The sequence below is a fragment of the Domibacillus aminovorans genome (assembly GCF_001643235.1).
Lineage (GTDB): Bacteria > Bacillota > Bacilli > Bacillales > Domibacillaceae > Domibacillus > Domibacillus aminovorans.
In genome coordinates this window covers 386,589-412,436 of the sequence record NZ_LQWY01000067.1, presented here as the reverse complement: position 1 = coordinate 412,436, position 25,848 = coordinate 386,589, and the positions used below count along the sequence as shown (strand labels likewise).

At 43.5% G+C, this 25,848-nt stretch carries 22 protein-coding genes and 1 pseudogene; 7 read left to right on the top strand and 16 right to left on the bottom strand.

Annotation, left to right across the window (positions count from 1 at the left end; genetic code table 11):
- Window positions 1-36: 36 nt before the first annotated feature.
- The 7 genes and pseudogenes from AWH49_RS17750 to AWH49_RS17725 all read right to left on the bottom strand — a co-directional run bounded on the left by AWH49_RS17750 (window position 37) and on the right by AWH49_RS17725 (window position 5,703).
- Entirely contained in the window at window positions 37-321 is a 285-nt protein-coding gene (locus tag AWH49_RS17750; RefSeq protein ID WP_018394655.1) for an EscU/YscU/HrcU family type III secretion system export apparatus switch protein, read from the bottom strand.
- Window positions 318-2,519: a hypothetical protein gene (locus AWH49_RS17745; RefSeq protein ID WP_063966777.1), complete on the bottom strand. Its 2,202-nt coding sequence runs from the start codon at window positions 2,517-2,519 to the stop codon at window positions 318-320. The genes AWH49_RS17750 and AWH49_RS17745 overlap by 4 nt, the downstream gene beginning before the upstream one ends.
- Before the next feature lie 69 nt (window positions 2,520-2,588).
- Window positions 2,589-2,858, bottom strand: coding sequence for a flagellar biosynthesis anti-sigma factor FlgM (gene flgM / locus AWH49_RS17740; RefSeq protein ID WP_063966776.1), 270 nt, complete (start codon window positions 2,856-2,858; stop codon window positions 2,589-2,591).
- Between the two features lie 379 nt (window positions 2,859-3,237).
- Window positions 3,238-3,660, bottom strand: coding sequence for a TIGR03826 family flagellar region protein (locus AWH49_RS17735; protein WP_063966775.1), 423 nt, complete (start codon window positions 3,658-3,660; stop codon window positions 3,238-3,240).
- 58 nt (window positions 3,661-3,718) lie between these two features.
- Window positions 3,719-4,180: a ComF family protein gene (locus AWH49_RS17730; RefSeq protein WP_051927841.1), complete on the bottom strand. Its 462-nt coding sequence runs from the start codon at window positions 4,178-4,180 to the stop codon at window positions 3,719-3,721.
- Between the two features lie 36 nt (window positions 4,181-4,216).
- Window positions 4,217-4,381, bottom strand: a pseudogene (locus tag AWH49_RS21415) (double zinc ribbon domain-containing protein); the annotation flags it as partial.
- Window positions 4,378-5,703: an ATP-dependent helicase ComFA gene (locus AWH49_RS17725; RefSeq protein ID WP_063966773.1), complete on the bottom strand. Its 1,326-nt coding sequence runs from the start codon at window positions 5,701-5,703 to the stop codon at window positions 4,378-4,380. The gene AWH49_RS17725 and the pseudogene AWH49_RS21415, both read right to left, overlap by 4 nt.
- Before the next feature lie 145 nt (window positions 5,704-5,848).
- Here AWH49_RS17725 and AWH49_RS17720 point away from each other — a divergent pair, with 145 nt between their 5' ends.
- A complete protein-coding gene (locus tag AWH49_RS17720; RefSeq protein WP_063966772.1) occupies window positions 5,849-8,140 on the top strand; it encodes an S-layer homology domain-containing protein in 2,292 nt (763 codons plus the stop codon).
- A gap of 89 nt (window positions 8,141-8,229) precedes the next feature.
- Here AWH49_RS17720 and AWH49_RS17715 read toward each other — a convergent pair whose 3' ends face one another.
- From AWH49_RS17715 to AWH49_RS17690, 6 genes are all read right to left on the bottom strand, one after another.
- Entirely contained in the window at window positions 8,230-9,078 is an 849-nt protein-coding gene (locus AWH49_RS17715; RefSeq protein WP_063966771.1) for a DegV family protein, read from the bottom strand.
- Between the two features lie 276 nt (window positions 9,079-9,354).
- Complete coding sequence (locus AWH49_RS17710) at window positions 9,355-9,819, bottom strand: S-ribosylhomocysteine lyase (RefSeq protein ID WP_018394663.1); 465 nt, start codon at window positions 9,817-9,819, stop codon at window positions 9,355-9,357.
- A 33-nt stretch (window positions 9,820-9,852) separates the two neighbouring features.
- On the bottom strand, window positions 9,853-10,467 hold the full coding sequence (locus tag AWH49_RS17705; RefSeq protein WP_082862935.1) for a hypothetical protein: 615 nt from the start codon (window positions 10,465-10,467) through the stop codon (window positions 9,853-9,855).
- Window positions 10,468-10,541: 74 nt separating this feature from the next.
- Window positions 10,542-10,739: a hypothetical protein gene (locus AWH49_RS17700; RefSeq protein ID WP_018394665.1), complete on the bottom strand. Its 198-nt coding sequence runs from the start codon at window positions 10,737-10,739 to the stop codon at window positions 10,542-10,544.
- A gap of 130 nt (window positions 10,740-10,869) precedes the next feature.
- On the bottom strand, window positions 10,870-11,550 hold the full coding sequence (locus tag AWH49_RS17695) for a response regulator (protein ID WP_018394666.1): 681 nt from the start codon (window positions 11,548-11,550) through the stop codon (window positions 10,870-10,872).
- Window positions 11,547-12,731, bottom strand: a complete 1,185-nt coding sequence (locus AWH49_RS17690; RefSeq protein WP_063966770.1) for a sensor histidine kinase — start codon at window positions 12,729-12,731, stop codon at window positions 11,547-11,549. Before AWH49_RS17690 ends, AWH49_RS17695 begins: the two co-directional genes overlap by 4 nt.
- Before the next feature lie 316 nt (window positions 12,732-13,047).
- On the opposite strand from AWH49_RS17690, the gene AWH49_RS17685 reads away from it, so the two are divergent.
- Window positions 13,048-13,686, top strand: a complete 639-nt coding sequence (locus tag AWH49_RS17685; protein WP_063966769.1) for a YigZ family protein — start codon at window positions 13,048-13,050, stop codon at window positions 13,684-13,686.
- Between the two features lie 92 nt (window positions 13,687-13,778).
- Window positions 13,779-14,840 (top strand): LCP family protein, encoded by a 1,062-nt coding sequence (locus AWH49_RS17680; protein ID WP_034286653.1) that lies wholly within the window; start codon window positions 13,779-13,781, stop codon window positions 14,838-14,840.
- A gap of 43 nt (window positions 14,841-14,883) precedes the next feature.
- Here AWH49_RS17680 and AWH49_RS17675 read toward each other — a convergent pair whose 3' ends face one another.
- A complete protein-coding gene (locus AWH49_RS17675; RefSeq protein WP_018394670.1) occupies window positions 14,884-15,951 on the bottom strand; it encodes a glycosyltransferase family 4 protein in 1,068 nt (355 codons plus the stop codon).
- Window positions 15,952-16,156: 205 nt separating this feature from the next.
- Between AWH49_RS17675 and secA2 the strand changes: the two genes are divergently transcribed.
- The 4 genes from secA2 (at window position 16,157) to AWH49_RS17655 (ending at window position 22,192) form a co-directional block, all read left to right on the top strand.
- Entirely contained in the window at window positions 16,157-18,508 is a 2,352-nt protein-coding gene (secA2, locus tag AWH49_RS17670) for an accessory Sec system translocase SecA2 (protein WP_063966768.1), read from the top strand.
- 5 nt (window positions 18,509-18,513) lie between these two features.
- Window positions 18,514-19,416, top strand: a complete 903-nt coding sequence (locus AWH49_RS17665) for an accessory Sec system S-layer assembly protein (protein WP_034286655.1) — start codon at window positions 18,514-18,516, stop codon at window positions 19,414-19,416.
- A gap of 271 nt (window positions 19,417-19,687) precedes the next feature.
- The gene (locus tag AWH49_RS17660; RefSeq protein WP_063966767.1) at window positions 19,688-21,133 is read left to right on the top strand and encodes an MBOAT family O-acyltransferase; all 1,446 of its coding nucleotides are present in this window, start codon (window positions 19,688-19,690) and stop codon (window positions 21,131-21,133) included.
- Window positions 21,134-21,145: 12 nt separating this feature from the next.
- A complete protein-coding gene (locus tag AWH49_RS17655) occupies window positions 21,146-22,192 on the top strand; it encodes a hypothetical protein (RefSeq protein ID WP_063966766.1) in 1,047 nt (348 codons plus the stop codon).
- Window positions 22,193-22,225: 33 nt separating this feature from the next.
- Here the strand turns inward: AWH49_RS17655 and AWH49_RS17650 are convergent, their stop codons facing one another.
- Together AWH49_RS17650 and AWH49_RS17645 are read right to left on the bottom strand one after the other, a co-directional pair.
- Window positions 22,226-23,698, bottom strand: a complete 1,473-nt coding sequence (locus AWH49_RS17650) for a peptidoglycan endopeptidase (protein WP_063966765.1) — start codon at window positions 23,696-23,698, stop codon at window positions 22,226-22,228.
- Window positions 23,699-23,829: 131 nt separating this feature from the next.
- Window positions 23,830-25,827, bottom strand: a complete 1,998-nt coding sequence (locus AWH49_RS17645; protein WP_063966764.1) for a penicillin-binding transpeptidase domain-containing protein — start codon at window positions 25,825-25,827, stop codon at window positions 23,830-23,832.
- Window positions 25,828-25,848 lie beyond the last annotated feature (21 nt).

The following is a 25,848-nucleotide window of genomic DNA, read 5'->3' as shown; positions in this document are numbered from 1 at the left end:
ACCTCATTTAATTGTATCGGCAGAATACGACAAAGTTTAATATGTGGAATCCATTTCTTCAATTAAAATCAACATTTCGGCGATGACTGAATACAATTGCGGCGGAATGGAGTCGCCGAGGTCGATGTCGAGCAGTTCAGATAATAAGGATGCGTCTTGTTCCATCGGGATCCCGTGCTGATTTGCGAGTTCAAGAATTTTGGCCGCCAGCGCACCTTTCCCCTGCGCAACGACTGTCGGTGCATTTCCTTCTTCATAGCGAATCACAGCGGCAGATGGGCCGTTCAGTTTGCGGCGGTTAATCTGGTTGTAGTAGCTCATATCGTGAAATCAAACCCTTTCGCCATTGAAGTTTTCTCTTGTTTTGTCGTCGTTGCTTCCTGTTCTTTCGCTTGAAATTCACTAAACTGAACGGAACCAACACGATAGCCGATGTCCGCCAGCCGATCTTTTAAAACGACCGTGAGCGGCTCCATTTTTTGCTGAAAATCCGGTTTATCATTTTGTACTTTAATAGACAAGTTTTTGTCAGCTGACGATATCGTAATGCCGACCGGTCCTAATTTTTTCGTATCGAATAAAAAGTAGACGGAGCAATTCTCCCAATCCACTTGATCGCCGCCATTTTTGGACCGGATAAAGACGTTCACGTTTTCAGACTGGCCGCCGAGTAAAAACGGCAATGACATCATCATCGACTGCAGTCCGGGATCTGCTTTGCTTAACAGTTGCTGTCCGGTTAACGTCGTCGTCATCTGTTCTGGTTTTCCGTCTGCCGCTTGCTGATGCATCTGACTTAAAAGGGCTTGCTTAACAGATGGAGGCATGTCTACTTTTTCTCTCGAGACAAGCGCTACTGCCTGCTCGTGTTCGTAGGTAAATCCGGCCGCGCGAACGAGCTCAAATGCGTGACGGGCCGTCGGTGTTTCGTATAATCCAGCCATTGCACCGGCCAGAACGCGTGGTGCCGTGTCTGCTGTTTCCTGTGTGATCATATGCATGACGCGGGCATCGGTCGGTTTAAATGTTACTTTTTCGATCAGTGCTTTTACTTCTGCCGTGATGCGGGCCGCTTGCTGTGTTTCCCCTTTTGCGAGCAGTTTGCGTGCTTCTGCCAGCTGACCGGATGCCTGCATAAGCTGCTTTTCCGTTTTCATATCCGTGTACAGCATAAAGTCGCTCTTTAAAATGGCTTGATCGAGCGTTTTAATCGCTGTTTCGATAACTGGCTTTGCCTGCTGTGATGCTTTTTGTGCCATTAACAGCTCCGTCGTCTGCAAATTGCGTGTAATGTCCCGCTTGAACTGTTTGAAATCGATCGCGGACTGTGACATTTTTTCGGTAATTCGCGTGACGAGCACATCTTTGGCTGCGGGTGGTACGTGCGCGAATAATTCATCTGGAACAACCGGTGCTGTCTGTTTGGCTGGCAGCGGGATAAGCGGTTCGATCGCTTTCATGAGCTCGCCCCGTGCAGCCATTTCTTTGCCCGAAGCAAAAAGGACTTCTGCTTTTTCAAGCGATCGCTTCAATTCTGGCATCGTCTCTTTTATATAGGATAGAACACGTTCAAATGACGGCTCTTTTTGAATCATTTGTGCTGATTTTTGAGCAGGTCCTGGTTCAATTTGATCCGTTTTCGGTATCACGATGCAGGATTCAGGCAGTGCCGTGGACATTTTTGACAACGCCATGTCAGCAAGCTGTATCGCTTCTGCGAGTGGTTTCATCGCCGCAGCCCGGTCGCTAATAAACAATGTTCGGAGTGCTTTTACAATGTCCTGAACAGGCGCATTTTTTTCTACTTTTCGAGCAAGCTCCATTAAAAGTGTATTGTTCGGCTGCTGTTTTAACAATATTTGAACGGCTTCCATCAGCTTTTGTTTCGCGGCATTATTCAGTACTTCCGATTGAGTGGCAGCGGCCCGCTCAATCAGCTTGGCGACCGGAATGTTGTTCGCCTCAGCCACTTTTTTCAGCGCGGCGGCCGTTTCAGCCGGTATACCTTTTTGTTTTAAAATGGCTTCTATTTGCTTGACGACTTCAGCCGGCAGTTCGGCCGATTTGATCATTTTGACCGCTTCCTGCGTCCGGCCAAGCTGGAGTGCTTTTTCGATCGTGGCGCGTGTATTTTCAGGGAAAGGAATACCGGACTCTTTCAGCCATTCCGCTGCTTCTTTTCCGAACGGAACGCCAGTGAGTGCGGCGTGAACCGCTTTTAGCTTCGATTCATTAGGCACGATCCCTTTTTCAGCGAGCGCTTTAACAGTCGCCAATTTTTCCGTCTCGGTACCGGGTGCCGTTTCCATAAACGTGTTGACAGCTTGCATCGCTTCTTTCGTGAGCGTCATGCCCCGTTCTGAGAATGCGGCTACTTCTGGGGGCTGCTTTGTTGTATTCGGTGTATTTGTTCTATTTGAATGGGCTATCTCTGCTGTCGGTGCGGCGCTTTCTCCTTGAACCGAAGTAGTTGGAGACGGCACTTGCGGCAAAGCGGCGCGGTCAGACTGAATTTTCATATCCATATCTCCTTTCTTATTGGTGTACATAAAGAAAGATCGCCCGGAATGGTATCCTGGGCGATCCGGTTACTGTTTTCCGTAAAAGTTGAGCATCGCTTTTGCGGTCTCTTGGGCATCCGTTTTATATGTGCCATTTGCGACTTGCTCTTTCAGAAACGCGATTTTTTCCCGGCGTTCAGCTAGTATTCGTGTGGAGCCTTGCATCTCTTTGGCTGCTTTTGAAATTTCTAGTTTGTCTCTCGCTGCTGCGCTGACGGTTTTCGCCTCGTCCGCTTTTTTCAGCTGCTTCTGATACGGATTAATCCCATGAATGCCGGGTGTTTGATTAATTTTCATCTCGTATCCCCGCTTTCCAATTTGTATATGGTGCTCTTTATATCGGCAATACCGTGTAATTGTTTAATGAGGAATTTTTCGTGGTTTTGCAGAAGGACATTTGGCAGATGGCTTTGAGGGAAAAGAAACCATTTTTCCAGATGCTATCTTGCAGTTACGAAGGCAGATACGGCTCTTAACCGACTGGATGCATGACCGTTTCTATCGCTTCCATCTAAGATAAAGATTCACACCTATCTTTTATAGATTCGCTCACAATCATAGAATGTCGAACCTGTTTCGGCATAATCGCACACATTCACGGAGTAACGTACCTATTTCACCACATCTACGTACAACCATCTCCTGCCAACAGCAAAAACCCGCTGTCTGGCGGGTTTTAGTCTTTTTTCGTATGGTACGTTTGCTGATACATTTGCTGTTGCAGTTCTTGTTTCGTACGGCTAAACTCTTGTTCCCGGTCGTGGAGTTTCAGTTCTTGATCAATTTCGGTGATGCATTTTGCGCATAGCTTGCCTTTTTGAATAATCGCGCCGCAGCGGTCGCACGGGTAACCTAGGTTTGGAAATTGAGCAGCTTGAAGACGACCTTTTTTGACCCACCGGTAAATCATTTCTTCCGTTGCACCAGACACTTCTACAATCCGTTCTATCGTCGCGGCACGGTTTTCTCTTTTTCGTAAAAACGCATATACTTCCTGGTACAATTCTTCTTCTGCGCGCGAGCATTTCGGACATACTTCACGAAATGCATTTTTTATATATAAATCTCCGCACCTGGGGCAATCAATGACCTCATTCATGCCATTCACCTCTTGTTCCTGTCAATTAGTTCTATTTTCATGGGGAAAGACGAAATTGTCAAGAACCGCTTCGAGCGATCGTAATCGATTTGACCGACGATGCCCCCGCTTCCATCAGTGCTTTTGCAACAAGCCGGATCGTCGCGCCTGTCGTATAAATATCATCAATAACGAGCACCGATTTCCCAGCCGCATCGCCAATCGGATAAAACGTCTGAGTCGCATTCACCCGCTCCATCCGCGACTTTTTTGACTGCTTATCCGATTCTGATCGGCTAATGAGCGAAACGTGCGCAAGACCAGCCGCTTCAATGAGCGCTTCTGATTGATTAAACCGGCGTTCCGCAAGTCTCGTCGGTGGTAAAGGAACCGCGCAGATCAGATCACACGCCGCCGCTAATGTCATCCGCCGCACATCATCCGCAAAAATAGACGCAAGCACATAATCACCGCGATACTTAAACCGAGCAATGATTGACTGCATCGCTTCATTGTATACATAAAGTGATTGATTGCTCACAAATACACTCTCTCCCCACCCTTCACAATCCGAACAAATGCCGCTCTCCTCCATTGGCCGGGAACATAGACGACATGACGGACCGGTTATTTTCACAAGTTTCTCCAAACACTTCGGGCAAAGGCGAGGGGCTTTTGCTCCGAAAAAAGGGAGCCAAGATTCAATTTCCGTCTCATTTTCGCAAAGTAGACACAACTTCATCTATCAATGAGTCCCCTTTCGATTCCAAGTCTGTTCATCTCATTGATCTGCCGGATCGCTTTCATCATCGCATCCGTTTTTCCGTAATGAAAAAAGAGGATCTCACCCGTTGGATAATCAGCGCTGCGTCCGGCTCGCCCTGCAAGTTGAACGAGCGCACTTTCAGTAAAGACCGCATCTTCTGCACCAATCACGGCGACATCAATACCTGGAAATGTTACGCCGCGCTCAAGAATCGTTGTCGACAGCAAGACCGGAATTTCCTGTCGGCGCATCGCTGCGACTTTTTCTTTTCGAAGCGGATCAGCCGCGTGGACACTTTCAATGCGCAAATCGATTTCTTTAAAAAGCGGCAATGCTTTCTCCATCGTGTCAATATGCGAATAAAAAATAAGCAGGCGCTGTCCCTCTTCTACTTTCGTTTTTACCCATAAAAGAACGTTCTTCGGTACATTGGTTTTTTTCCAGTTGCCGCACCATTCTGTTTTTGGCACCGGGAGCGGATGACGATGATAGCGGGCTGGAATGAGCGTCGCCTCGCGTTTGCCCTTTTTTACTTCGGACTGCCATTCTGCATGTGGGGTTGCTGTTAAATAAATAAGGGCCGATTCAGGTTTTCTTGCTTTTTGAACAGCAAATTGCAACGATCGATCAAATGTGTACGGATAGGCATCGACTTCATCGACAATTAAGACGTCGAATGCATGATAAAAGCGGTATAGTTGATGGGTAGTCGCAATGACGAGCGGGCTATATGTGTTGCGGTCGGGGCTGCCACCATACAAGACGGCAGGCGGTGTATCTGGGAAAACAGTCGTGAGACGCGGTGCGAGTTCGCGCACGACGTCGGATCTCGGCGCAGCAATGCAAACGCGTTTGCCGGCAAAGAGGGCTGATGCGATTCCTTGAAATAATACTTCTGTTTTGCCGGCCCCCGCTACCGCCCATACGAGATGTTCGCTCGAATGGCATATGGCACGTTCGACGTTACTAGATGCAGTCTTTTGACCGGCAGAAAGAGTGCCCGTCCAATGCAACGTTCCTGCGTTTTCGTGATGTTCAGGCGGTGGACCGATCCACGTATAGAGGGTTGTGCATGATGAGATTTTGCCCATTTCGATGCAATTGCGGCAATATGTGCATATGTTGCCGCACCGGGCACAAGGATGAGAGGCGAAGTTCGTCGTATTGTTGCAGCGATTGCAGCGTGGCTGTCCGCCATCAAAGTGAATAGCGGGACGGGTAGCGATGTGTTCGTCCGGGAGAGTCTTGAATTCTTCATCAATGAGTTCTCTTCCAGCAAAAAATGAAGCATGTGTCATATGTCACGTCCTTTCGCTATTAGTATACTTATTTTGCGGTTTTATGACAACGATCGTCATATTGTCATCTTAATTTAACATAGAGGCTAATTTTACGTATGTTATAATTTAATTTGTCATATTTATAAGAAAGAAAGGGGAAACTATGCGAAAAATTGGAGGAAGTCTCGTCGTTTTCCTACTTGTATTTACGTTTACTTTACAAGTATCGGCACAGACTTTCAGTGATGTTTCAAACCACTGGGCAAAATCAGAAATCGAATCATTAACGGACGAGGGTGTCATTTTAGGATATGAGGACGGAACATTCCGCCCGTATGAACAGGTCACGAGAGGCCAATTTTTGGCGTATCTTGTGCGCGCACTTGATTTACCAGCAGGCACTTCAGCGTTTCCAGACGTCCCTACGAGCAGCCGCCTTTATCATGATATCGCCGCCGCAAAAAAAGCTGGGCTTATTCTCGGGAATGCAAATGGCCTGGCTAAGGCAAATGAACCTGTAACTCGATCAGATGTTGCAGCCATGCTCGACCGGGCAATGCAGCTAAAAGGCGACTATATGAAACGTGCGCCGCTTACCTTTACAGATGCTGCTAAAATCGGACTGTATGCCTATGGTGCAGTAGAACGGATGACGTTTTATGGCTTGATTCGTGGAACAGCCGATAACAAATTTGAGCCGGCAAAAATTGCGACGCGCGGTGAATCAGCCGTGTTCGTTCATCGTCTCATGTCAATACTTGATTTACTGGGCAACCCAAAGGATCCCGTTGAAATTCCGAAGCCTGTCGATAATCAGGAAGTCGTCATTCCTGTTACTAATTCTCAATATGTAAAAGTGCGCATGAATACGCGCGGTGTTCCGCTTACATACAATAAACAGACGACTGATTCACATATTTTATCAACTGATACACATTACTACTACCATATGGGGAATGCGTCCAAGCCATTAGGATCATTGCAAGTCACACTTCGCAAACTCGATAATGGAGATACCTTTATTTTCACGAAGTTCCTTCATAATGGTAACAATACGTATTCTGCCTCCGTCATTATGCCATTCTCGCAATCTGACAATTACTCATTGGCAAAATACGCGTCGCATGGAACAGTTGATCAATCTCATGATTCAACGTTCGGTGTTGATAAAACGTCACACCCGACCGGTATTTTATCGGTGAAAAATGGATCGACTGTGACAAATGAAGTGATGATGGGCAAAAACTATATTTCTGTTCAGCGTCAAACAAATTATGCAAATGGACAGCGCTCTATTATTCGCGAACTTTCGAGTGAACGAGAAAGCTATAATTTGTACACAGATAAAGCGCGCAAGCTTGTTACCGCTCATCAAAATGTATCTGTTCAGTCAAAAGCAATCTCAGAAACGTGGGCACTTGTGTCTGAAAAACCATTGTTTGCAAGTACGACAAACCGAAATGACTGGTTTAAACGGACCATTCTCGAATACAGTCAAATTAATAATTGGCTGACGGCTGATGGCGCATACACGAAGCTGCCTTGGTCGATCGAACCGGGATACAAAATGGGCTATGGCCGAAATATTGGCCGTTTGCAAGGCGGTATTTATTTAACAGCGTATAATGGAAATAAAGAACGCTATTTCCGTGACTTAGTTGTAAATGCAGTAGCCGATCTGGATGTATTTTCAGATGGTGCCATTACAGCCGGAAAAAGCCCGATTTTCAAAACTGAATATACAAGTACGTGGCTAAAAAATACGTATGGCACAACGGCTCCTTATATTGATACGCGTCATAACGAAAATGCGGCCTTGTTTTTGAAAAACACAGCGGAAGCACTTGCAGTACCAAAGCTTGCAGATGCGAATTTGCGCTATGCAGACTTTCTAGTAAGTCAAAAAAGTCTTGGCAACACGATTGCAGTAACCCCAACAAGTTATTTAATTTCCGATTATTACGCAATCGGCAGCAAGAAAACGCACGTATCTCTTAATCACGCACTCGGTGAAATGAGATTTTTGCTAGAAACATATAAGCAGACAGGCAACGCTGACTATTTAAAAACAGCGCGCGAATTAAAAGCAGGTATCGAAAACTTGCATCCGAAATGGATTCGCTCGAATGGTGATCTCTGGTACCAAATTAACGGGTCGCTCGTATTCTCCGGTAATGACTATGATTGGCTGACATTGATGGATTTGCTGTTAAGTCAAAATGCATTTGCCGAAAACGGGATTGAACGAAGCACGATTTTTGATGCGATGATTCGTTCCAAAACGAAGTATTTAGTCGATCATAATATAGCGATCAAGGGACAAATTATTTTGTTGCTGCAAGAACAAGGCTTTGGCGACCTCGTCAAAAGTAGTGCATCAGCAGCAGACTACTCTTCATCGAAACTTGATGACGATAACCTGCCAAAAGATACGCTTGATTTATTAGCTGAATAAACGTAACAGTGTCCCGGTCGCCGGGACACTGTTTTATTTTAGTCAAGTCTTTGCAAACACAAAAAGGCCGCCCGGAGGGGCTTCTCATGCTACATGCATTTTTTTGTCCAGCCCATCGCAAGAGCACTTTCGCCGAGATGTGTGCCAATGACGGGACCGAAATGGCTAATGCCAAATTCAGCGTTCGGAAATCGTTTTTTCAGATCAATCATCCAGTTGCGGGCGTCGGCTTCACGGTTAGCGTGGATGATGACCGCCTGCAGTTTATCACCTTTGTTATAGTCTTCTTCAAATAAGTCGCCGATTCGTTTCAGCGCTTTTTTGCTTGTTCGTATTTTTTCAAATGGAACGATCACTTTATTTTCAAAATGAAGAATGGGTTTCACTTGTAGCAAGCCGCCAATCAATGCCTGTGTGCCAGTCAGTCTACCACCTCGCTTCAAGTGGTTTAAATCGTCGACCATGAAATACGTTCTTGTACAGCGCTTCATTTCATTCAGTTTTGCTATAATTTCTTCTGGTGTTTTCCCCTGCTTAGCCATTTCAACAGCACGCAAAACGTAAAAACCTTGTGGTGCACAGCTAATTTCAGAGTCAAATGAGTGTATGTCAAGTCCTTGCACCATATTGGCCGCAACCATCGATGACTGATACGTTCCACTTATACCACTTGATAAATAAATACCAACAACTGCATCGTATTCACGAGCAATCTCCTCATATATTTCGACAAAGTGACCGATGACTGGCTGTGATGTCATTGGCAATTTGCCGCCTTTACGTACTTTTTCATAAAATTCTTCTGTCGTTATATCAAACTCTTCGCGGTAAGCATCATCGCCAAAAATCACGCTGAGGGGGATCATATATATATTCAATTCATCGCGAAGCTCTTTCGGAAGATAAGCCGTACTGTCGGTCAAAATTGCCGTCTTCATCTTCTGTACCTGCCTTATTTTTATTTGTCCCGCTTTAACGAAATAACGGAATAATGTTTCAGTTTATACTTCCTCATTTTATCTGAATATCTATTTTTTTGCATCCCTTTTTCGTTATGATGGACATGAAGATGGATTTCTTGAAAACAATATTGTTTGTGAGCCAGTGCCGCTTCGTGAGAAATGCTTAGATTCTTTGCGTAAGGATTGTGTTATATGTACAATTTATACCGGTCGATTTTATAAAAAAAAATGGACAACTTGTCCATTTTTCTCTTAAGCAAATACTTCTGTCCATTCATTTCGTTTTGCAAGCATGTTACGTGCAATGTCTTTCGCACCTTCAAGGCTGTGACTCGCCGCCCAGCCGCATTGTACTTCGTTGCAAGCAGGTACTTCAGTCGCTTCTAATACGTCTTTTAATGTTTTCTCAATAATCGTTAAAATGTCTTCGTAATCATCATGATTGATGACGGCAATATAGTAGCCAGTCTGGCAGCCCATTGGACTAATATCGACGATTTTGTCCGAGTGATTGCGGCTGAATTCCGCCATCATATGTTCCAGTGAATGAAGCGCTGGCATGTCCATATGCTCTTTATTCGGCTGGCAAAAACGGATGTCATACTTTAAAATTTTGTCGCCGTTCGTTCCTTCTTTTACACCCGCAAGGCGGACGTACGGTGCTTTTACTTTCGTATGATCAAGGTTAAAACTTTCTACATTCATTTCTTTCGTCATATTTAAAAACCCTCTTTTCTTTTCATTATAGCATCATTCCATGGCGAAGAGCGAAATCTGTTTCCATCCGGCTTCTTCTTTTTGAAACACCATAATCTGGCGCGTCGTCTGGCTCACTTCTTTCCCAGTGCTGACATCTTTTGATTTGGATTTCATATTCATAAATACGTTAGCCGTTTTCGTTTCTTCGTCGTATTTAATGATCATCGGATTGAGTGGTGTCATCGACGCATTAAATGTCTCGAATACTTTTTGAACGTATAGTTTTTCTTCTGTGTAATCAAATGATTCAGGTGTTTCAGAAATCGTCGACATGTAGCCGTCGATATCTTTATTATTAAACGATTCGACTTGCTTGTCCAGCATGGTTAAAATAGCGGTTTTCTCTTCTGCTGGAACGTTTCCTGCTTCTTCAATCGGGACTTTCTCCGTTTTTGTATTTGATTCTTCCATTGAATTTGACTCTTCATCAGCAGTCGTTGCATTCTTTCGTTCATCTGAAGCCGTATGGGTTTCCTGTGTAGTCGTGTTTGCTGATTCACCATCACTTGCTGAGTTGGCAGCTCCATCTTGTTCGTCGTCACTACAGCCTGCAAGTAGAGTGCCGGTCAGAAGCAGCGCTGTTATCCATTTATACGTCAACGTCATTGCACGTCCTTTCTTTGTCTATAATGTATTGTAAAAGAAAAACAGTCCGCGCTCAACCGGCGCGAACCGTTTTTTCAGTAATAAGGATAGTATGGCGGGCGTCCGTAAATGATTGGTGTGAGCAGACTGCCGGCTAAGCCGCCGAAAAGTCCGCCAATAAATGGACTTTGAAAAACACCATAACCGCCATAATACGGCGGACGGTTATAATACGGTGGCCGGCCATAATATGGGTACGGCCCTCGAAACGGATGGTTGTAATATGGACTCACTACTCAATTTCCCCCTTTAAGTTTCGTCCTTCCATCTTATGCAGCTGAACGAACCTAGGTGAGCTAGCCATTTTTCATGAACAACCGTAAAAAAACGGTCCGGACGTCTAGCCCCGGCGGACGGTTTTTCTTAGCGTACTTCAACCCATCCTTTTTTGATGGCTGTGACGACGGCTTGTGTGCGGTCGTTAACGTTCATTTTTTGTAAGATATTGCTGACATGGTTTTTGACGGTTTTTTCACTAATATAGAGTGATTCACCGATACCACGGTTGCTTTTGCCGTCTGCGAGTAATTGAAGCACTTCGCATTCGCGGCGCGTCAATAAGTGGAGCGGACGAACAACCTCTGATTGTTGGAACCCTTTTCCTTTTCCATCGTCATTTGATAAACGGCGATAGTCAACAATCAAGTTATGCGTTACACGCGGGTGTAAATACGATCCGCCTGCTGCGACTACTTTCACTGCCTCGACAAGCTCTTCCGCATCCATTTCTTTTAATAAATAGCCAAGCGCACCTGATTGGAGTGCATGCATCACGTAGTTTTCATCGTCATGTATCGATAAAATGATGACTTTCGTGTCCGGATATTTATCAACCAGCTTACGTGTGGCTTCTACACCGTTTACTTCCGGCATGTTAATATCCATGATGACAACGTCCGGTTTATATTCTTCAACGAGTGTAAGTGCTTCAGCACCGTCGTCTCCTTCAGCCAGTACAGCAAACGTTTCTTCAAAATCAAGAATACGCTTTACTCCTTCGCGGAATAATTGGTGGTCATCAATAATAATAATGTTCGTCGTCATTCTCTTTTCCCCCTATAAATCGTTGTCTGCTTCAGCACTGGCACGCTAATTAAAACAGCTGTGCCCTCGGACGGTTTGGAATGAAAGGTAATATCCCCTTCCAAAAGCTCAACCCGCTCCTTCATCCCCATAATACCAAATGAACCTGATTTTTTTTCACTTACAACAAATCCTTTGCCGTTGTCTTTCACGACAGCGAGTACATGTTCTTTGTTGATTTCTAATTTCACTTGAATAACCGACGCATCGGCATGTTTTAATGCATTTTGAACAGATTCTTGAATAAGCCGGAACAATGCTACCTCGAGTTTTGTCGGAAGCCGTTTATCCATCCCCATATTAACGAATTGAATGTCAGGCTTAGCAGATTCAGAGCGGTTATACTCATTAACCGTCGCTAAATACTTTTTCAAGGTAGGTATTAACCCTAAATCATCAAGTGCCATCGGACGGAGGTCATAAATAATCCGTCTTACTTCATATAAGGCAGATCGAACCATTTTTTTTAAGTCGCGTATTTCTTTAAACGCTTCTTCCACTCCGTACTCTCGATATATTTTTTCAATTAAATCGGAACGTACGAGGAGATTCGCCATCATTTGCGCTGGCCCATCATGGATTTCACGTGAAAGCCGCCTCCGCTCTTCTTCCTGTGCTTCCATTACCTGCAGACCAAATGCCTGTTTCGACTGAGCTTGTTCAAGCGCCTTTCCAAATTGCTTCATGTCCTGCGTTAAATAATTCAGGACAACAGCCGTTTGTGAGACGAGGTGTTCTGCCCGTTCAATCGTCGTATGGACAGATAGTAAACGACGATCAAGGTCATTGCGCCGGTTCAACAACTGCTTTTCATTTTGACGCAGCACAATGAGCTGCATTTGTAAATCATGCGCTTTTTCATACGCTTCCCGCACGACGTCCTCAGAATAAATAGAGAAATCCCGACTTACTTCAGACAATCGATGACGGGCCATTTTCACTTTTCTTTCCAGTTCTTCATGCTCAATAAGGGCAAATTGAATATGACTTTTGACGAGTTCAAGCTCGGTCATCAGCGTTTCATAATCACGTCTGCTTTGTTCAGCAATCGAAAAGATCTGGTCTTTACTTTCATCAACCGTTTCAACCATTTTATCCAGTATCGTATCAAGCAGTTTCGTATCCGCATTTTTTATCGACATAAATGATCCCTTCTCCGGTTTTTAAATACCTATTCAAAAGACACAGCCTATTTTCCTTAGTACTGTATCTTTTGAAGGCGGAAAAAATACGCAGTTCTTTTTAATTCACTGATAAAAAGACCCGGTGAAAACCTCACAGGGAAGGATACTATCATTATATCATTAGATTAAATGTCGAACATTAAAGTTTATTTACGATTTGTTTAAAAGTATTTCCGGGCAGGATGCTTTTCATCCAGACTATTTTCCTTTACGATAATGAACAATAGTTAATACCCTATTTCTTTATAAATAAAACAAATTGGAGGAAAATAAATTGCTATCTACCTATAAAACAGTAAAAGGCTACGGTGAATTTGAAATGGATATTCAAAAGTCACGGTTCATTGCTCATGTAGGCCGGGCGGAAACAGTTGAAGAAGCCTTAACATTTATTGATCGTATAAAAAAACAACACTGGAATGCGACGCATAACTGTTCTGCTTACATGATCGGTGAACACGATCAAATTCAAAAGGCAAACGACGACGGAGAGCCGTCTGGTACAGCTGGTGTACCTATTCTAGAAGTCATTAAAAAGCGTGGACTCAAAGACACCGTGATTGTAGTCACCCGTTACTTTGGCGGCATTAAACTTGGTGCTGGTGGTTTAATTCGTGCGTACGGAAAAACAGCGTCCGAAGGGCTGAATGCGATCGGTATTGTCGAGCGCCGCCTTATGAAAATTATGACCGTATCGATTGACTACACATGGCTTGGGAAAATTGAAAATGAGCTGCATACCTCTATTTATCGAATAAAAGAAATACATTATGCAGAGAATGTAAATGTAGATGTTTTTGTTGAAGAGCAAGATGTTACTGTTTTTTGTGAAAAAATGACAGAATTGACGAATGGACAAGCTATTTTCACAGAAGGTGACGTTTTATATACAGAAATAAACATAAATAAATAAAAAATTTTACGGAATTGTCGTTTCATAGTAGAATATAGAATAGCTTTGTTTTCAAATTCGAAAAAGAAATAACCATTAAAAGGAGAAAATATATGGCTTCAACTAATCAACGATCCGGACGACGGCGCCGGAAAACGCAAAAGCGACGCATTTTCTTTTTCGCCTTTTTTATCCCTGTTTTACTTGTTGGATTTACGGCGGCAGGATATACGGCAAACTTGCATAAGAAAGCCGAGACGGTTTTTACTGATTCTTATTCGGATGAAGGGCGTACTAAATCAGACTTACGCGATGCAGACGTTCACCCGCTTGAAGACAATATTTCTATTCTTTTCATGGGGATTGATGATAACGTTAATCGTGACTACGGTAAGAACACGCGAACCGATGCACTCGTTTTAGCCACTTTGAATATAGAAGATAAGTCGATTAAAATGTTAAGCATTCCACGTGATACTTATGCGTATGTTCCAGACCTTGGTGATTACTATAAAATCAACCATGCACATGCAACAGGTGGACCTCTTTCAACAATGGAAACGGTTGAAGAACTGCTTGACGTTCCGGTCGATTACTACGTACGCATGAACTTTTATGCATTCGTTGATGTTGTCGATGCTTTAGACGGTATTAAAATGGACGTTCCATTTGAAATTGAAGAAAAGAATTCCAACGATATTCACGGAGAAATTAAATTAGAGCCTGGCGTTCAAACATTAGATGGAGAAGAGGCTCTTGCTCTGGCGCGTACGCGTAAATACGATAACGATATTGAGCGCGGGAAACGCCAACAAGATATTTTACAGGCGACCGTCAAAAAAGCGTTATCGTTGAATTCCATCACCAAATACGATGAAATTTTAGAAGCCATTGGAGCAAACATGCGGACAAATATGACATTCAGTGAAATGAAATCACTGATTGAATATGGTAAAAACGGTCATATCAATTATGACTCACTCACACTTGCCGGTACAGATGATTTCACAAGCTCCGGTGCCTACATTTACCGCCTAGATGAAACAGAACTTGACGTCATAAAAGGAAAACTGCAGCGCCATCTTGATACGGATTCTTCTGTTGCCTCCGATGAAAGCAGCTTAGAAGAAGAAGCCGGCACATACAGCACAGACAAAGAATCAACATATGAATAAAAAAATCCCGCTGAACCAATTCTGGTCAGCGGGATTTTTTTATTCATAAATTCTTTTTCGTACCGCCCTTAACAAAATTCAAAAGCGGTTTATAATCGTTGCCAATTAAGCCAACACTTTCAACGAACAGTTCAATCGCTAGTGTAATGACTCCGATCAGGATAATAGCTCCCCATACTTTCGCCATGGAGAAGATAATCGCTGCGAGCCCGAACATCATCGCAATCGCATAAATAATTAACACCGTTTGTTTATGTGTATAGCCTGTCCGAAGCAGGCAATGATGTAAATGAGACTTATCCGGTGCGGAAATTGGCTGATTGTTCAGCTTCCGGCGGATAATCGCAAAAATGGTGTCTGAAATCGGTACGCCCAGAATGATAATCGGAATGATCAACGAGACGAACGTGATGTTTTTAAATCCGAGCAACGACAGAACACTGATGATGAAGCCAAGAAACAGTGCTCCGGTATCTCCCATAAAGATCTTTGCTGGATGAAAGTTATATTTCAAAAAGCCAATCGCACTTCCTGCGACAATTAACGCCACGCTCATCACGTACAGATCGCCTTTCATAAAGGCCATCAAGCTAATTGTTAACAGCGCAATTGTGGAAACACCTGCAGCTAACCCATCGAGACCGTCAATTAAGTTAATCGCGTTCGTAATTGCCACAATCCATAAAATGGTCAGTGGAATACTCAAGTAACCAAATTCAATCGTTCCGCCGAATGGCAAGTTGACGAAATTAATTTGTACACCGCCATACACAACGACAACGAGTGCCGCAAGCAGCTGTCCCGCCAGCTTCACTTTCGCTGAAAGCTCAAACCGATCATCAAGAACACCTGTTAAAATAATAACAATGCTCCCGATAATAATGGCTGGATTGATCAGCGGCTGTTCAAATGGTGCAGTTGGGCGCAGTACAACCATGCCAATTAAGAAGCTGATAAAGATGGCCAAGCCTCCCATGCGCGGCATAATCCGCTGATGCACTTTCCGGTAGTTTGGCTTATCAACAGCTCCAATGGCAACGGCAAACTTTTTTACGAGTGGCGTGATCGCAATCGATGCCAGCACGCAAATGATAAAGGCAAGTAAAACCATATTTTCCTCCCTCTGTTCATTCAGAAGCATCTTTATATATATTTTGTAAAACGATTTTTTTACAATTTCATCTTAACTTCAATAATTATAAAGGTAAAAGCATTTTATATCCATCAAAATGAAGAAAAAGAACCTTATATTTTCTTTTAGTTCGTCTTTTGATAAGATAAGGTGATCGAAAGTTCTCCGAGGAGTGAATAAGAAAATGGTCTCGTTATTTCGAAAAAAAAGTGCCGGAGACCGGCAGATTAAATCATATACAAAAACAGTCGACCTCATTAATGAACTCGAATCAACAATAGCTGGACTGACCGATGAGCAGCTGCGCGGAAAAACAGCCGAGTTTAAAGAAAAGCTGGCAGGCGGCGCATCCGTTGATGACATTAAAGTAGAAGCATTTGCTGTAGTCCGTGAAGCTGCCAGACGTGTTCTCGGCATGCGACATTACGACGTACAACTAATCGGCGGACTTGTGCTGACAGATGCAAATATTGCCGAAATGGCGACCGGTGAAGGGAAAACACTTGTCGCATCATTGCCGAGTTATTTGCGCGCACTCGAAGGAAAAGGCGTTCATATTATTACGGTCAATGAATATTTAGCCAAACGCGACCATGATACGATTGGGCCTCTTCATGAATTTCTTGGTCTCTCTGTCGGCTTGAATTTGCCGATGATGGATCCTTCTGAAAAACAGGCCGCATACCGAGCAGATATTACGTACGGTGTCGGAACGGAATTCGGCTTCGATTATTTGCGCGACAATATGGTTTGGCACCCTTCACAGCGTGTACAGCGTCCCTATCATTTCGCCATCATTGATGAAGTGGACAGCGTATTAATTGATGAAGCGAAAACGCCGCTCATCATTGCCGGCAAAATGCCCCCGGCAGCCGATCTTCATTATATTGGCGCTCGTGTCGCAAAACGATTCATCCGTGATGAAGATTATCAACTCGATGATGAAACGAAAGCAGTCAGCCTGATCGATAAAGGGATTGAAAAAGTAGAAAAAGCGTTCGGCGTTGATAACCTATATGAAATTGAACATCAAACACTGTATCACTACATGATTCAAGCCGTCCGCGCCCATGTCATGTTTGAGCGCGACGTTGATTATATCGTGAAAGACGGTGCTATTTTGCTCGTCGATATGTTTACGGGCCGGACAATGGAAGGACGCACGCTAAGTGACGGTCTTCATCAAGCAATTGAAGCAAAAGAAAATCTGGAAATTACAGATGAAAATAAAACACAGGCATCAATTACCATTCAAAACTATTTCCGTATGTATCCATTTTTATCTGGTATGACGGGAACGGCGAAAACAGAAGAAAAAGAATTGCTTGAAGTATACAATATGCAAGTATTTAAAGTGCCAACAAACCGCCCTATTCAGCGCGTAGATATGCCGGACCGTATTTATCGGACAAAAGAAGAGAAATATGCAGCGGTGACGGCTGAAGTCATATCACGTCACCAAACAGGACAACCTGTTCTCGTCGGGACAACATCCATTTTACAGTCAGAAAAAATCGCCGATTACTTCACAAAAGCTGGTCTTTCATTTGAACTGTTAAATGCAAAAAGCGTTGAACAGGAAGTCGAGCTCATTTCCCGCTCTGGACAACGTGGTCACATCACCATTGCCACGAATATGGCCGGCCGCGGGACCGATGTTTTACTCGGCACGGGAGTTCCTGAACTTGGCGGGCTGTATGTGCTCGGAACAGAACGACATGAAAGCCGCCGAATTGACAATCAGCTAAAAGGCCGATCTGGTCGCCAGGGAGATCCTGGAGTAAGTGAATTTCTTATTTCACTTGAAGATGATATGTTCCGTCGTTTTGCAAAAGACGACCTCGTGAAGCTTGAGAAAAAACTGCAAACGAATGAAGATGGACTTGTATTATATAAAAAGATGCTTGAATTCGTGGACCGTGTGCAGCGTATCGTTGAAGGTTCCAACTTTGCGATGCGTGAGTACAACTTAAAACTCGATGATGTGATTAATGAACAGCGGGGCGTTATTTTCGGTCTTCGAAACGCTATTATTGAGGATGATACGCAACAGGAGCGTCTTATCGATATCATTAAACGGGCTATCCGTGAAGAAATTGACTTTCATTGCACTGATGACGTGTCTTCTGAAGAATGGAAAATTGATCTTTTATCCGGTCATTTGCAGGCGATGTTTGGCGGACGTGCCGTACCTCTTCCCGAAGAGCCCTCTCATGTAAAAGAAATTGTTTCAGCTGTCGAATCTGTGACTGAGCCGCATATTGAATGGCTGCAAGAACAGTACGATCCAAAATGGGATGATTTTGTGAGGCGAATTATGATTTCCAGCATTGATCATCTTTGGGTTCAGCATCTTGAACAGATGACACGCTTGAAAGAAGGTATCGGCCTCCGACAGTATCAACAAGAAGATCCAATTCGTATTTATTCACGTGAAGGATTGCAGTTATTCCAAAATACGTACCGCGATCTGCTTCGTGATATTTCTGTCAAAACCGCTGCACTGTTAAACGAATTGACGAAAAAGGAGAAATAACCGCTATGCTGTCTTTTTTTAAACGAAAAGAAAAGCCCGATACCGATCTGAAAAATGATGGACGTGAAAATGCGATATCCGCCGGTGAAATTACCGGTGATGCAGCAGCGTCTAGTGAAGAAGAAGTAACGACGGCTCTTTCACTTCATCCATCCATTACTGTGCCAAAAGAACAAATGTATGTGCTCCAATTTTTAAACAATGAGCTGCCGGCGTTAAAACGGAATCAATTGTCACTGTCTGGAATCGAATGGACAAAACAGTCGACTGGGCTGGCCGTATCCGCATTTGTCCGCAACACGGTCGAAAAAGAGATCTCGCTGGAAGACGTCTCATTGCTTTTATTGAATGAAAAAAACGAATTAAAAGCACGCCATACCTTTCAGTTAAACGAGCTTGGCGCACTGCCGGCTGATTCAAGCCGTCCGTGGACGTTTGTGTTCCCTTCCGCTTCAGTTAATGAACAGGTGGCACTCGGCAAAGAAAACTGGTTGATCGCGTTTGATTTAATGTCACGGAAACATAAGCTGGACCTAGATCCAAAATGGGAGGAGTCTCTCCCAACTTCTGAAAAAGAAAAACTTGAAGAATTGGTCGAAAAACTAGGTGCTCCACAAAAAGATGAATTGAATTTCACCGGTTTAAACGCTCGTTTTCTTGAAGATGGTAACCTCAATATTTCATTGTTGATCCGTAACGGATACGAGCGGAATGTGAACATTGAAAAGCTGCCGCTGAAACTTATCGATGCGGCCCGCGATACTGTAGCTGAAGGTCAGTTTAATGTCGGCAATCTTGAAGTGCGCGCCAATACGACAAAACCATGGACATTTATATTCCCTGCTTCTCTTATTAAGAAAGAAAAACCTGATTTATCAAAATGGAGTGTACACGTAACACAAATATAAAAAATCCGGCGAGTTTTCGCCGGATTTTTTATTTAAAACTAGAAAAAGCATCCGTCATATGGACAGATGCTCACAGCTTTTTACCAACCATATTCTTGCAAACGAGTTATTTTACATACAAAACGGAAACTACATGTTTATTTTACCATATTTTTATCGACTTACAACTATTATTTACTGAATTTTTCACATCTACTGCCTTATTGTCGAAAAAAATAAAATATAGTATTATTAACGCTGTCGTCAATCGTTTCTCTCTGGAGGAGATCCAATGATTTTTAATTCTTTTGAATTTATTTTTCTCTTTTTACCTATCGTTCTCATTATTTATTTTCTGTTAAACAAATGGAATTTTACTCTAGCGAAAAGTTGGCTTCTTATCAGCTCATTCTTTTTTTACGGCTACTGGAACCCCGCTTACTTGCCGCTTATTTTACTGTCGCTTGCTGTTAACTTTTTGACCGGCCATTATATTAGCAAAGATCATCCAAATTCACATCGCAAAACCATATTAACACTTGGTATTCTTTTTAATGTCGTATTGCTCGGCTACTTTAAATATTACGACTTTTTTGCAGAAAATATAAATTTTCTTTTTGATGCAAATATTGAATTAAAAAATTTACTGCTGCCGCTGGCGATCAGTTTTTACACATTCCAACAAATTGCCTATCTTGTCGACTCATATCAGAAAGAAACGAGTGAGTATAACTTTTTAGATTATTCGCTGTTTGTTACATTTTTTCCGCAACTGATCGCTGGACCTATCATCCATCACAGTCAAGTAATGGACCAGTTTCAATCGCCTGATAATCGGCGCTTTCAATCGAAAAACGTTGCACTCGGGCTATTCGTCTTCAGCATCGGCTTATTTAAAAAAGTCGTCATTGCCGACACATTTGCCGCGTGGGCAAATAAAGGCTATGCCATGTCAGAATCACTCACATTCGTCGACAGCTGGCTAACGACACTCGCGTATACATTCCAGCTATACTTTGATTTCAGCGGTTATTCGGATATGGCAATTGGTTTGGGTCTACTCTTTAACATTCGCTTGCCCCGGAACTTTTTTTCACCATATAAAGCGACAAGCATTCAAGATTTCTGGCGGCGCTGGCATATGACACTATCCAACTTCTTAACTAAGTACATTTACATTCCGCTTGGCGGCAACCGGAAAGGACGCACACGCACATATCTCAATATTTTCATCGTCTTTCTCGTCAGTGGCTTCTGGCACGGTGCCGGATGGACGTTTATTATATGGGGAGTAATGCACGGGGTCGCAAGCATGGTGAACCGGGCTTGGGCATCTTCAGGACGAGCATTATCTAAACCTATCGCCTGGCTGTTAACGTTTTTGTTCGTCCATCTATCCTGGGTATTTTTTCGGTCGCCGGACTTGCAGACAGCCGTCTTGGTTCTCCGCAGTATGGCTGGATTCAACGGTGTACTTTTGCCAAAAGAGTTCATCGAATTCCTCGATTTGCCGATCGGCAGTGTGCTTCTTTTCCGCTTCGAACTTGGCGCGCCCTTTATTGAAATCGCCATCTGGACGATCATTACGCTGTTCATCGTCTTATTTGCCAAAAATTCAATTCAGCTGCGTGATGATTTTACACCGAAGCGATGGATTGCTGTTACGACGGCCTGTCTATTTATCTATTCGGCCACACGCCTTCAGCAAGTGTCCGAGTTTCTCTATTTCAACTTTTAAGGTGTGATGAGCTTGAACCAGTCGAGACAATTCATCCTGATTTTCTTCACGATCGTCTGCCTTGTATTGACAACGATCGTGTCATTTAATTACGTGATGGACCCACTCTGGACGTTTAATCAAAAACATAAGTTTAATGATTATCAAAGTGTCATTGACGAACGCCAGCAAAAAACAGGTCGCATGTTTTTCCAACCTTTTTCATACGATACAATTTTACTAGGATCGAGCCGCTCCACCTATATTAATCAAAACAAGTTTACGAATATGAACGTCTACAATTTTTCGGTAAATAACCTGTCTATTCGTGAATACGACACGTTTCTCGCATTTGCCAAACGACAGAGCGACCAGCCGATTAAACGGGTCATCATCGGTCTCGATTTCTTTAAATCATCCGTACAAGAAAGCGAACGCCCTGTTTCACTCGTAAACTATGAAAAAAAACTCGACGACCCGCTTTATCGGGTAAAAACTGTGTTCTCGATCGATTCATTCCGGTACTCTATTAAAAACCTCCGGATGTCGCTCGCAAATAAAGTGCTGACAGAACGTGCCTACAATCATGACAACGTTGCGTTTGCCCGTTACATTTCAGACGAAGAACGGAACGCGAATACTGCCGAAAAAATCGAGCGCTTCAAAGAAGAGTTTTACGGTTCGAATTACGTGTATAACCCGCGCTATAAAGAGTATTTAACGATTTTCACAGATCGTCATCCAGATGTAGATACGATCGTATACACAACACCGATTTCAATGGCTCTTTTTCAAACGCTCGTCGAAGAAGGCCAGTTGGACGATTACGAACAGTGGCTGCACGATGTTGTCGACGTGTTCGGCGGCGTCTATAACTTTATGTATCCGAACGAGATTACCAATGATTTAACGAATTATTTTGACGGTCATCATTTTTATCCAGAAGTCGGTGACAAAATAGCTGAACGTATCAATGAAGGACCTAATGCTCAATCTTCATTTGGCATTTATATCACGAAAGAAAATATCGACAGTCATCTGGCAGAGATTCATAAAAAGATAGAGATGATGAAACGATGAAAAAACGGCCCATCGAGATGATAGGCCGTTTTTTTAATAGAATCGTTTAAAACTATCAAACTTGGAAGCGAAATAAGAATTGTCCAGGCTTGACACCGTAACCCCTTGCGAAGAACTTGCATGAATGAATTGATTTCCGCCTATGTATATACCCATATGGGAAATACCTTTCTTATAAGTGTTACTGAAGAAAACGAGGTCGCCTGCTTTCGGGCTCGAAATTTCGTATGAACGGCTGTAAAATCCTTCGGTGTTCGTTCGAGTCACGCTTTTCCCTGCCTGTTTGTAAGCATAATAAATGAATCCACTGCAGTCAAAGCCTGACGATGATGAACCGCCCCATACGTACGGAACACCGAGCATTGAATTGGCTATACGAAGCAGACCCGAACTCGAATAAGAACCGGAAGAAGACGGATTGCCAACGTTTACCGGTTCCGTTGTTGTTCCACCTTTTGAACCAGCTGCGACTTTTAACTTTTGACCAACAAAAATAACGTCTGACTTCAAGCCGTTCATTTGTTTTAACGCCGACACGGTCATTCCATTTCGAGAAGCAATAATACTGAGGGAGTCTCCGCTTTTCACTATGTACGTGCCGCCTGTTGTAGAAGGAACAGTCGTTGATGGTTTACTTGTCGACGGTGTTGATTTTCCGTTTACTTTCAGCTTTTGGCCGACATAAATCACATCCGATGTTAAGCCGTTCAGTTGCTTCAATGAGGCAACTGTTGTTTTATAGCTGGACGCGATCAAGCCGAGTGAATCACCGCTTTTGACCACATATGTGCCCGTTGTCGTCGTGGTTGTTGATGGTTTGCTTGTCGGCGGGCTTGTCGTTGCCCCTTCTCCACTCACTTTCAGCTTCTGGCCGACATAAATCATACCTGATGTTAAGCCGTTTAGCTGTTTCAATGAGGCAACCGTTGTTTTATAGCGAGACGCAATCACACCGAGTGAATCACCGCTTTTCACTATATACATGCTGGTCGATGTTGTCGTTGTAGACGGTTTACTCGTCGCCGGTTTTAGTGCTGTGCCGCTCACTTTCAGTTTTTGACCGACATAAATCGCATCCGACTTTAAACCGTTCAGCTGCTTCAATGAGGCAACCGTTGTTTTATAACGGGAGGCGATCAAGCCGAGTGAATCACCACTTTTGACCGTATACGCAGAAACAGCTGCTGCTGATACGATCGTTGATTCTTCTATCTGTTCATTCGTTACCGCTTCCTGTTCTTCTACTGCTCGTTCTGTTTCAATTGCCGCAGACGTCTCTTCCCCCTGTTTTTCTTCTGACACAATCAGTTCATCATTAATTGAAAGACGATCAGACGATAATTCATTCATTTCCATCAATTGAACGACGGTGATTTTATACTGATTGGCGATGCTGAATAGCGTGTCTCCTTCTTTTACTGTGTACAGTTCTGAAGCTTCCGCAACGGCTGCCGCCCCTGTCGAAATAAAGGCCGCAGTCGTTAACGAAACAACCGTTTTATTCATTCAATCGCTCCCCGCTTTCTACATACATTTCTATCTATTTATCGACACAATTTCATTTTTTTTCATATAATTCCTTCTTAATTTGCCGAAATAAGGAACAAAGTTTCATTAATTACCCTTTATTTTCATAATTATTGATGATCTTTCCATTTTAAAAACAAACCGGTCGCTTTATCGACAGCTAATTTACTGCCGCCCTGTTCGGCTGCATCCTCTACGTGTATCGCAAGAACGAAATCGGGCCGATTCGCATCATAAGCAACAAATAGACCATTTTCTTTGCCAGTCGTACCTTGTTCTGCTTTTATTTCAGCTGTACCTGTTTTTCCGGAAATCAACATTCCCTCTATGTTTGCCGCTTTCGCTGTTCCTTTTTCGACAACACCGCGAAGTCCTTTTTGAATGAGCGCTGCCTGTTCTTCTGTGACAACTTCTTTCTTCCAGACAGACGGTTCTTCACCCATAAGCAATACAGGTTTCATCATCGTGCCCCCGTTTAAAAACGGACCATATGCTGATGCGAGATGAGTCATACTTGTTAATACTTCACCTTGTCCATATCCGGTATCCGCAAGTATGATGTCACTATCAAATTCACCACTGTTGGAAAGCTGTGAATCTCGCAGGGGATACTCAAATGGAAACTCTTCACCGAATCCGAATGCTTGCAGTCCGCTTTTCATCTGCTCAGCACCTGTATCAAGGGCTGCCATCGCAAAATAAATATTATCCGATGCGACGAGTGCTGACTCTAACGTAACAGGTGCTGTCGATGTACTGACTCGTGTGACGCGGTATTGGCCCCATGATGAATCCTTTTGCCACTGAAGCCCTTCAATTACTTTACCCGCCGCTGGATCAAGCTTACCTGCTTTCATAGCTACAGCGGCTGTAATCGGTTTAATGGTTGAACCTGGAGAATAGGCTCCTACAAACCGATTTAACAAGGGCTGAAGCGGATCATCCTGCAGCTCTGTATACCGATCACCGGCAATACCGCGCGCAAATTCATTCGGATCAAATGATGGAGATGACAAGATCGCAAGTACTTCTCCCGTTTTTGGATCGACTGCTGATGCTGTCCCTGCCGCTCCTGCCATTTCGGAGTATAGCAGCTTTTGCAGTTCTGCATGGACCGTCACCTGCATGTCCTGGCCATTTTGCGGCTCTGCTTTTGCGATAACGATTGGTTCTTGTTTTTCTTTTTCAATAAAAATTTGTACACCGTCTGTTTCACGAAGTTTTTTTTCAAAAAGCTGTTCAAGACCGCGTTTGCCTATTTGGTCGCCCTCTTTATACTCGCCTTTATTTTCTTTCATCTCTTCCGCATTCACATCGCCCACATAACCCGTCAAATGGGCAGCCGCTGCTCCGTACGGATAAACACGTACCGCTTTAGCTGATGCCGTTGCTCCTTGGATAGCTGTTGCTTTTTCAATGAGTGCTTCTTCTTTTTCTGCTACCGTTTTTAGCGGAACAAAATAACCGTCCTGCACCCAGCTTTCCGTCAACTGTTTATTGATTTCTTCCACCGAAAGCGAAAGCAATTGAGCGAGCTGCTGTTTCCCTTTGTCATCCATTTCTCCCGCTGTCGCACCAATTTGTACCGCTGTTCCATTTACAGCGAGTGAGCTTCCATTCCGGTCAAAAATGCGGCCACGCTCCCCATTCAATGTTTGAATCCGTACTTTATCACCTTCTTCAAGCTTAGGCAAAAAGTAGGACGGATCCCAGTCGATCACCCAAGCTTTCCCTTCTTCCGTTTCTTCCAGCTTCATAACCACTTCTTTTTCAAAGGGGATATCGCCTGCGATCGTGCTGATTTTTGCTGAAAAAGAAAGCCGTGCCGTTTGTTCATTATCTTTTTGAACGTCTTCTTCATCAGGCAATTCGATATCTGATGGCTTGATTTCTAAGTCGTTCGTCAATTTTTCATACCGTTCTACAAACTCTTCTTTATCCATGTTTTTTTTCGTTTCCGCTGAAAAATACGTGTACATGTTGTCTAAATCACCTGTCTTCCAGGCAGCCGTATATTCCGCAAGCCGTTCTGCAGGCGATGCTAGGCCCGAGCAGCCACTCAACCATAATACCGCGAACAGTGAAAAAATAACGGGAATTCTTTTCATTTTATCCACCCCTTTACTATC

Bases quoted from the DNA above. Each gene is read 5' to 3' on its own strand.
- AWH49_RS17675 (WP_018394670.1), bottom strand. From the start codon at position 15,951: ATGGTTTTACTTGCCTTTATCATTTGCGTGCTGGCATCGATTGCGATC.
- AWH49_RS17665 (WP_034286655.1), top strand. From the start codon at position 18,514: ATGCTGTCTTTTTTTAAACGAAAAGAAAAGCCCGATACCGATCTGAAA.
- AWH49_RS17720 (WP_063966772.1), top strand. From the start codon at position 5,849: ATGCGAAAAATTGGAGGAAGTCTCGTCGTTTTCCTACTTGTATTTACG.
- secA2 (WP_063966768.1), top strand. From the start codon at position 16,157: ATGGTCTCGTTATTTCGAAAAAAAAGTGCCGGAGACCGGCAGATTAAA.
- AWH49_RS17735 (WP_063966775.1), bottom strand. From the start codon at position 3,660: ATGAATGAGGTCATTGATTGCCCCAGGTGCGGAGATTTATATATAAAA.
- AWH49_RS17650 (WP_063966765.1), bottom strand. From the start codon at position 23,698: ATGAATAAAACGGTTGTTTCGTTAACGACTGCGGCCTTTATTTCGACA.
- AWH49_RS17690 (WP_063966770.1), bottom strand. From the start codon at position 12,731: ATGTCGATAAAAAATGCGGATACGAAACTGCTTGATACGATACTGGAT.
- AWH49_RS17710 (WP_018394663.1), bottom strand. From the start codon at position 9,819: ATGACGAAAGAAATGAATGTAGAAAGTTTTAACCTTGATCATACGAAA.
- AWH49_RS17750 (WP_018394655.1), bottom strand. From the start codon at position 321: ATGAGCTACTACAACCAGATTAACCGCCGCAAACTGAACGGCCCATCT.
- AWH49_RS17725 (WP_063966773.1), bottom strand. From the start codon at position 5,703: ATGACACATGCTTCATTTTTTGCTGGAAGAGAACTCATTGATGAAGAA.
- flgM (WP_063966776.1), bottom strand. From the start codon at position 2,858: ATGAAAATTAATCAAACACCCGGCATTCATGGGATTAATCCGTATCAG.
- AWH49_RS17660 (WP_063966767.1), top strand. From the start codon at position 19,688: ATGATTTTTAATTCTTTTGAATTTATTTTTCTCTTTTTACCTATCGTT.
- AWH49_RS17695 (WP_018394666.1), bottom strand. From the start codon at position 11,550: ATGACGACGAACATTATTATTATTGATGACCACCAATTATTCCGCGAA.
- AWH49_RS17745 (WP_063966777.1), bottom strand. From the start codon at position 2,519: ATGAAAATTCAGTCTGACCGCGCCGCTTTGCCGCAAGTGCCGTCTCCA.
- AWH49_RS17715 (WP_063966771.1), bottom strand. From the start codon at position 9,078: ATGAAGACGGCAATTTTGACCGACAGTACGGCTTATCTTCCGAAAGAG.
- AWH49_RS17645 (WP_063966764.1), bottom strand. From the start codon at position 25,827: ATGAAAAGAATTCCCGTTATTTTTTCACTGTTCGCGGTATTATGGTTG.
- AWH49_RS17705 (WP_082862935.1), bottom strand. From the start codon at position 10,467: ATGACGTTGACGTATAAATGGATAACAGCGCTGCTTCTGACCGGCACT.
- AWH49_RS17680 (WP_034286653.1), top strand. From the start codon at position 13,779: ATGGCTTCAACTAATCAACGATCCGGACGACGGCGCCGGAAAACGCAA.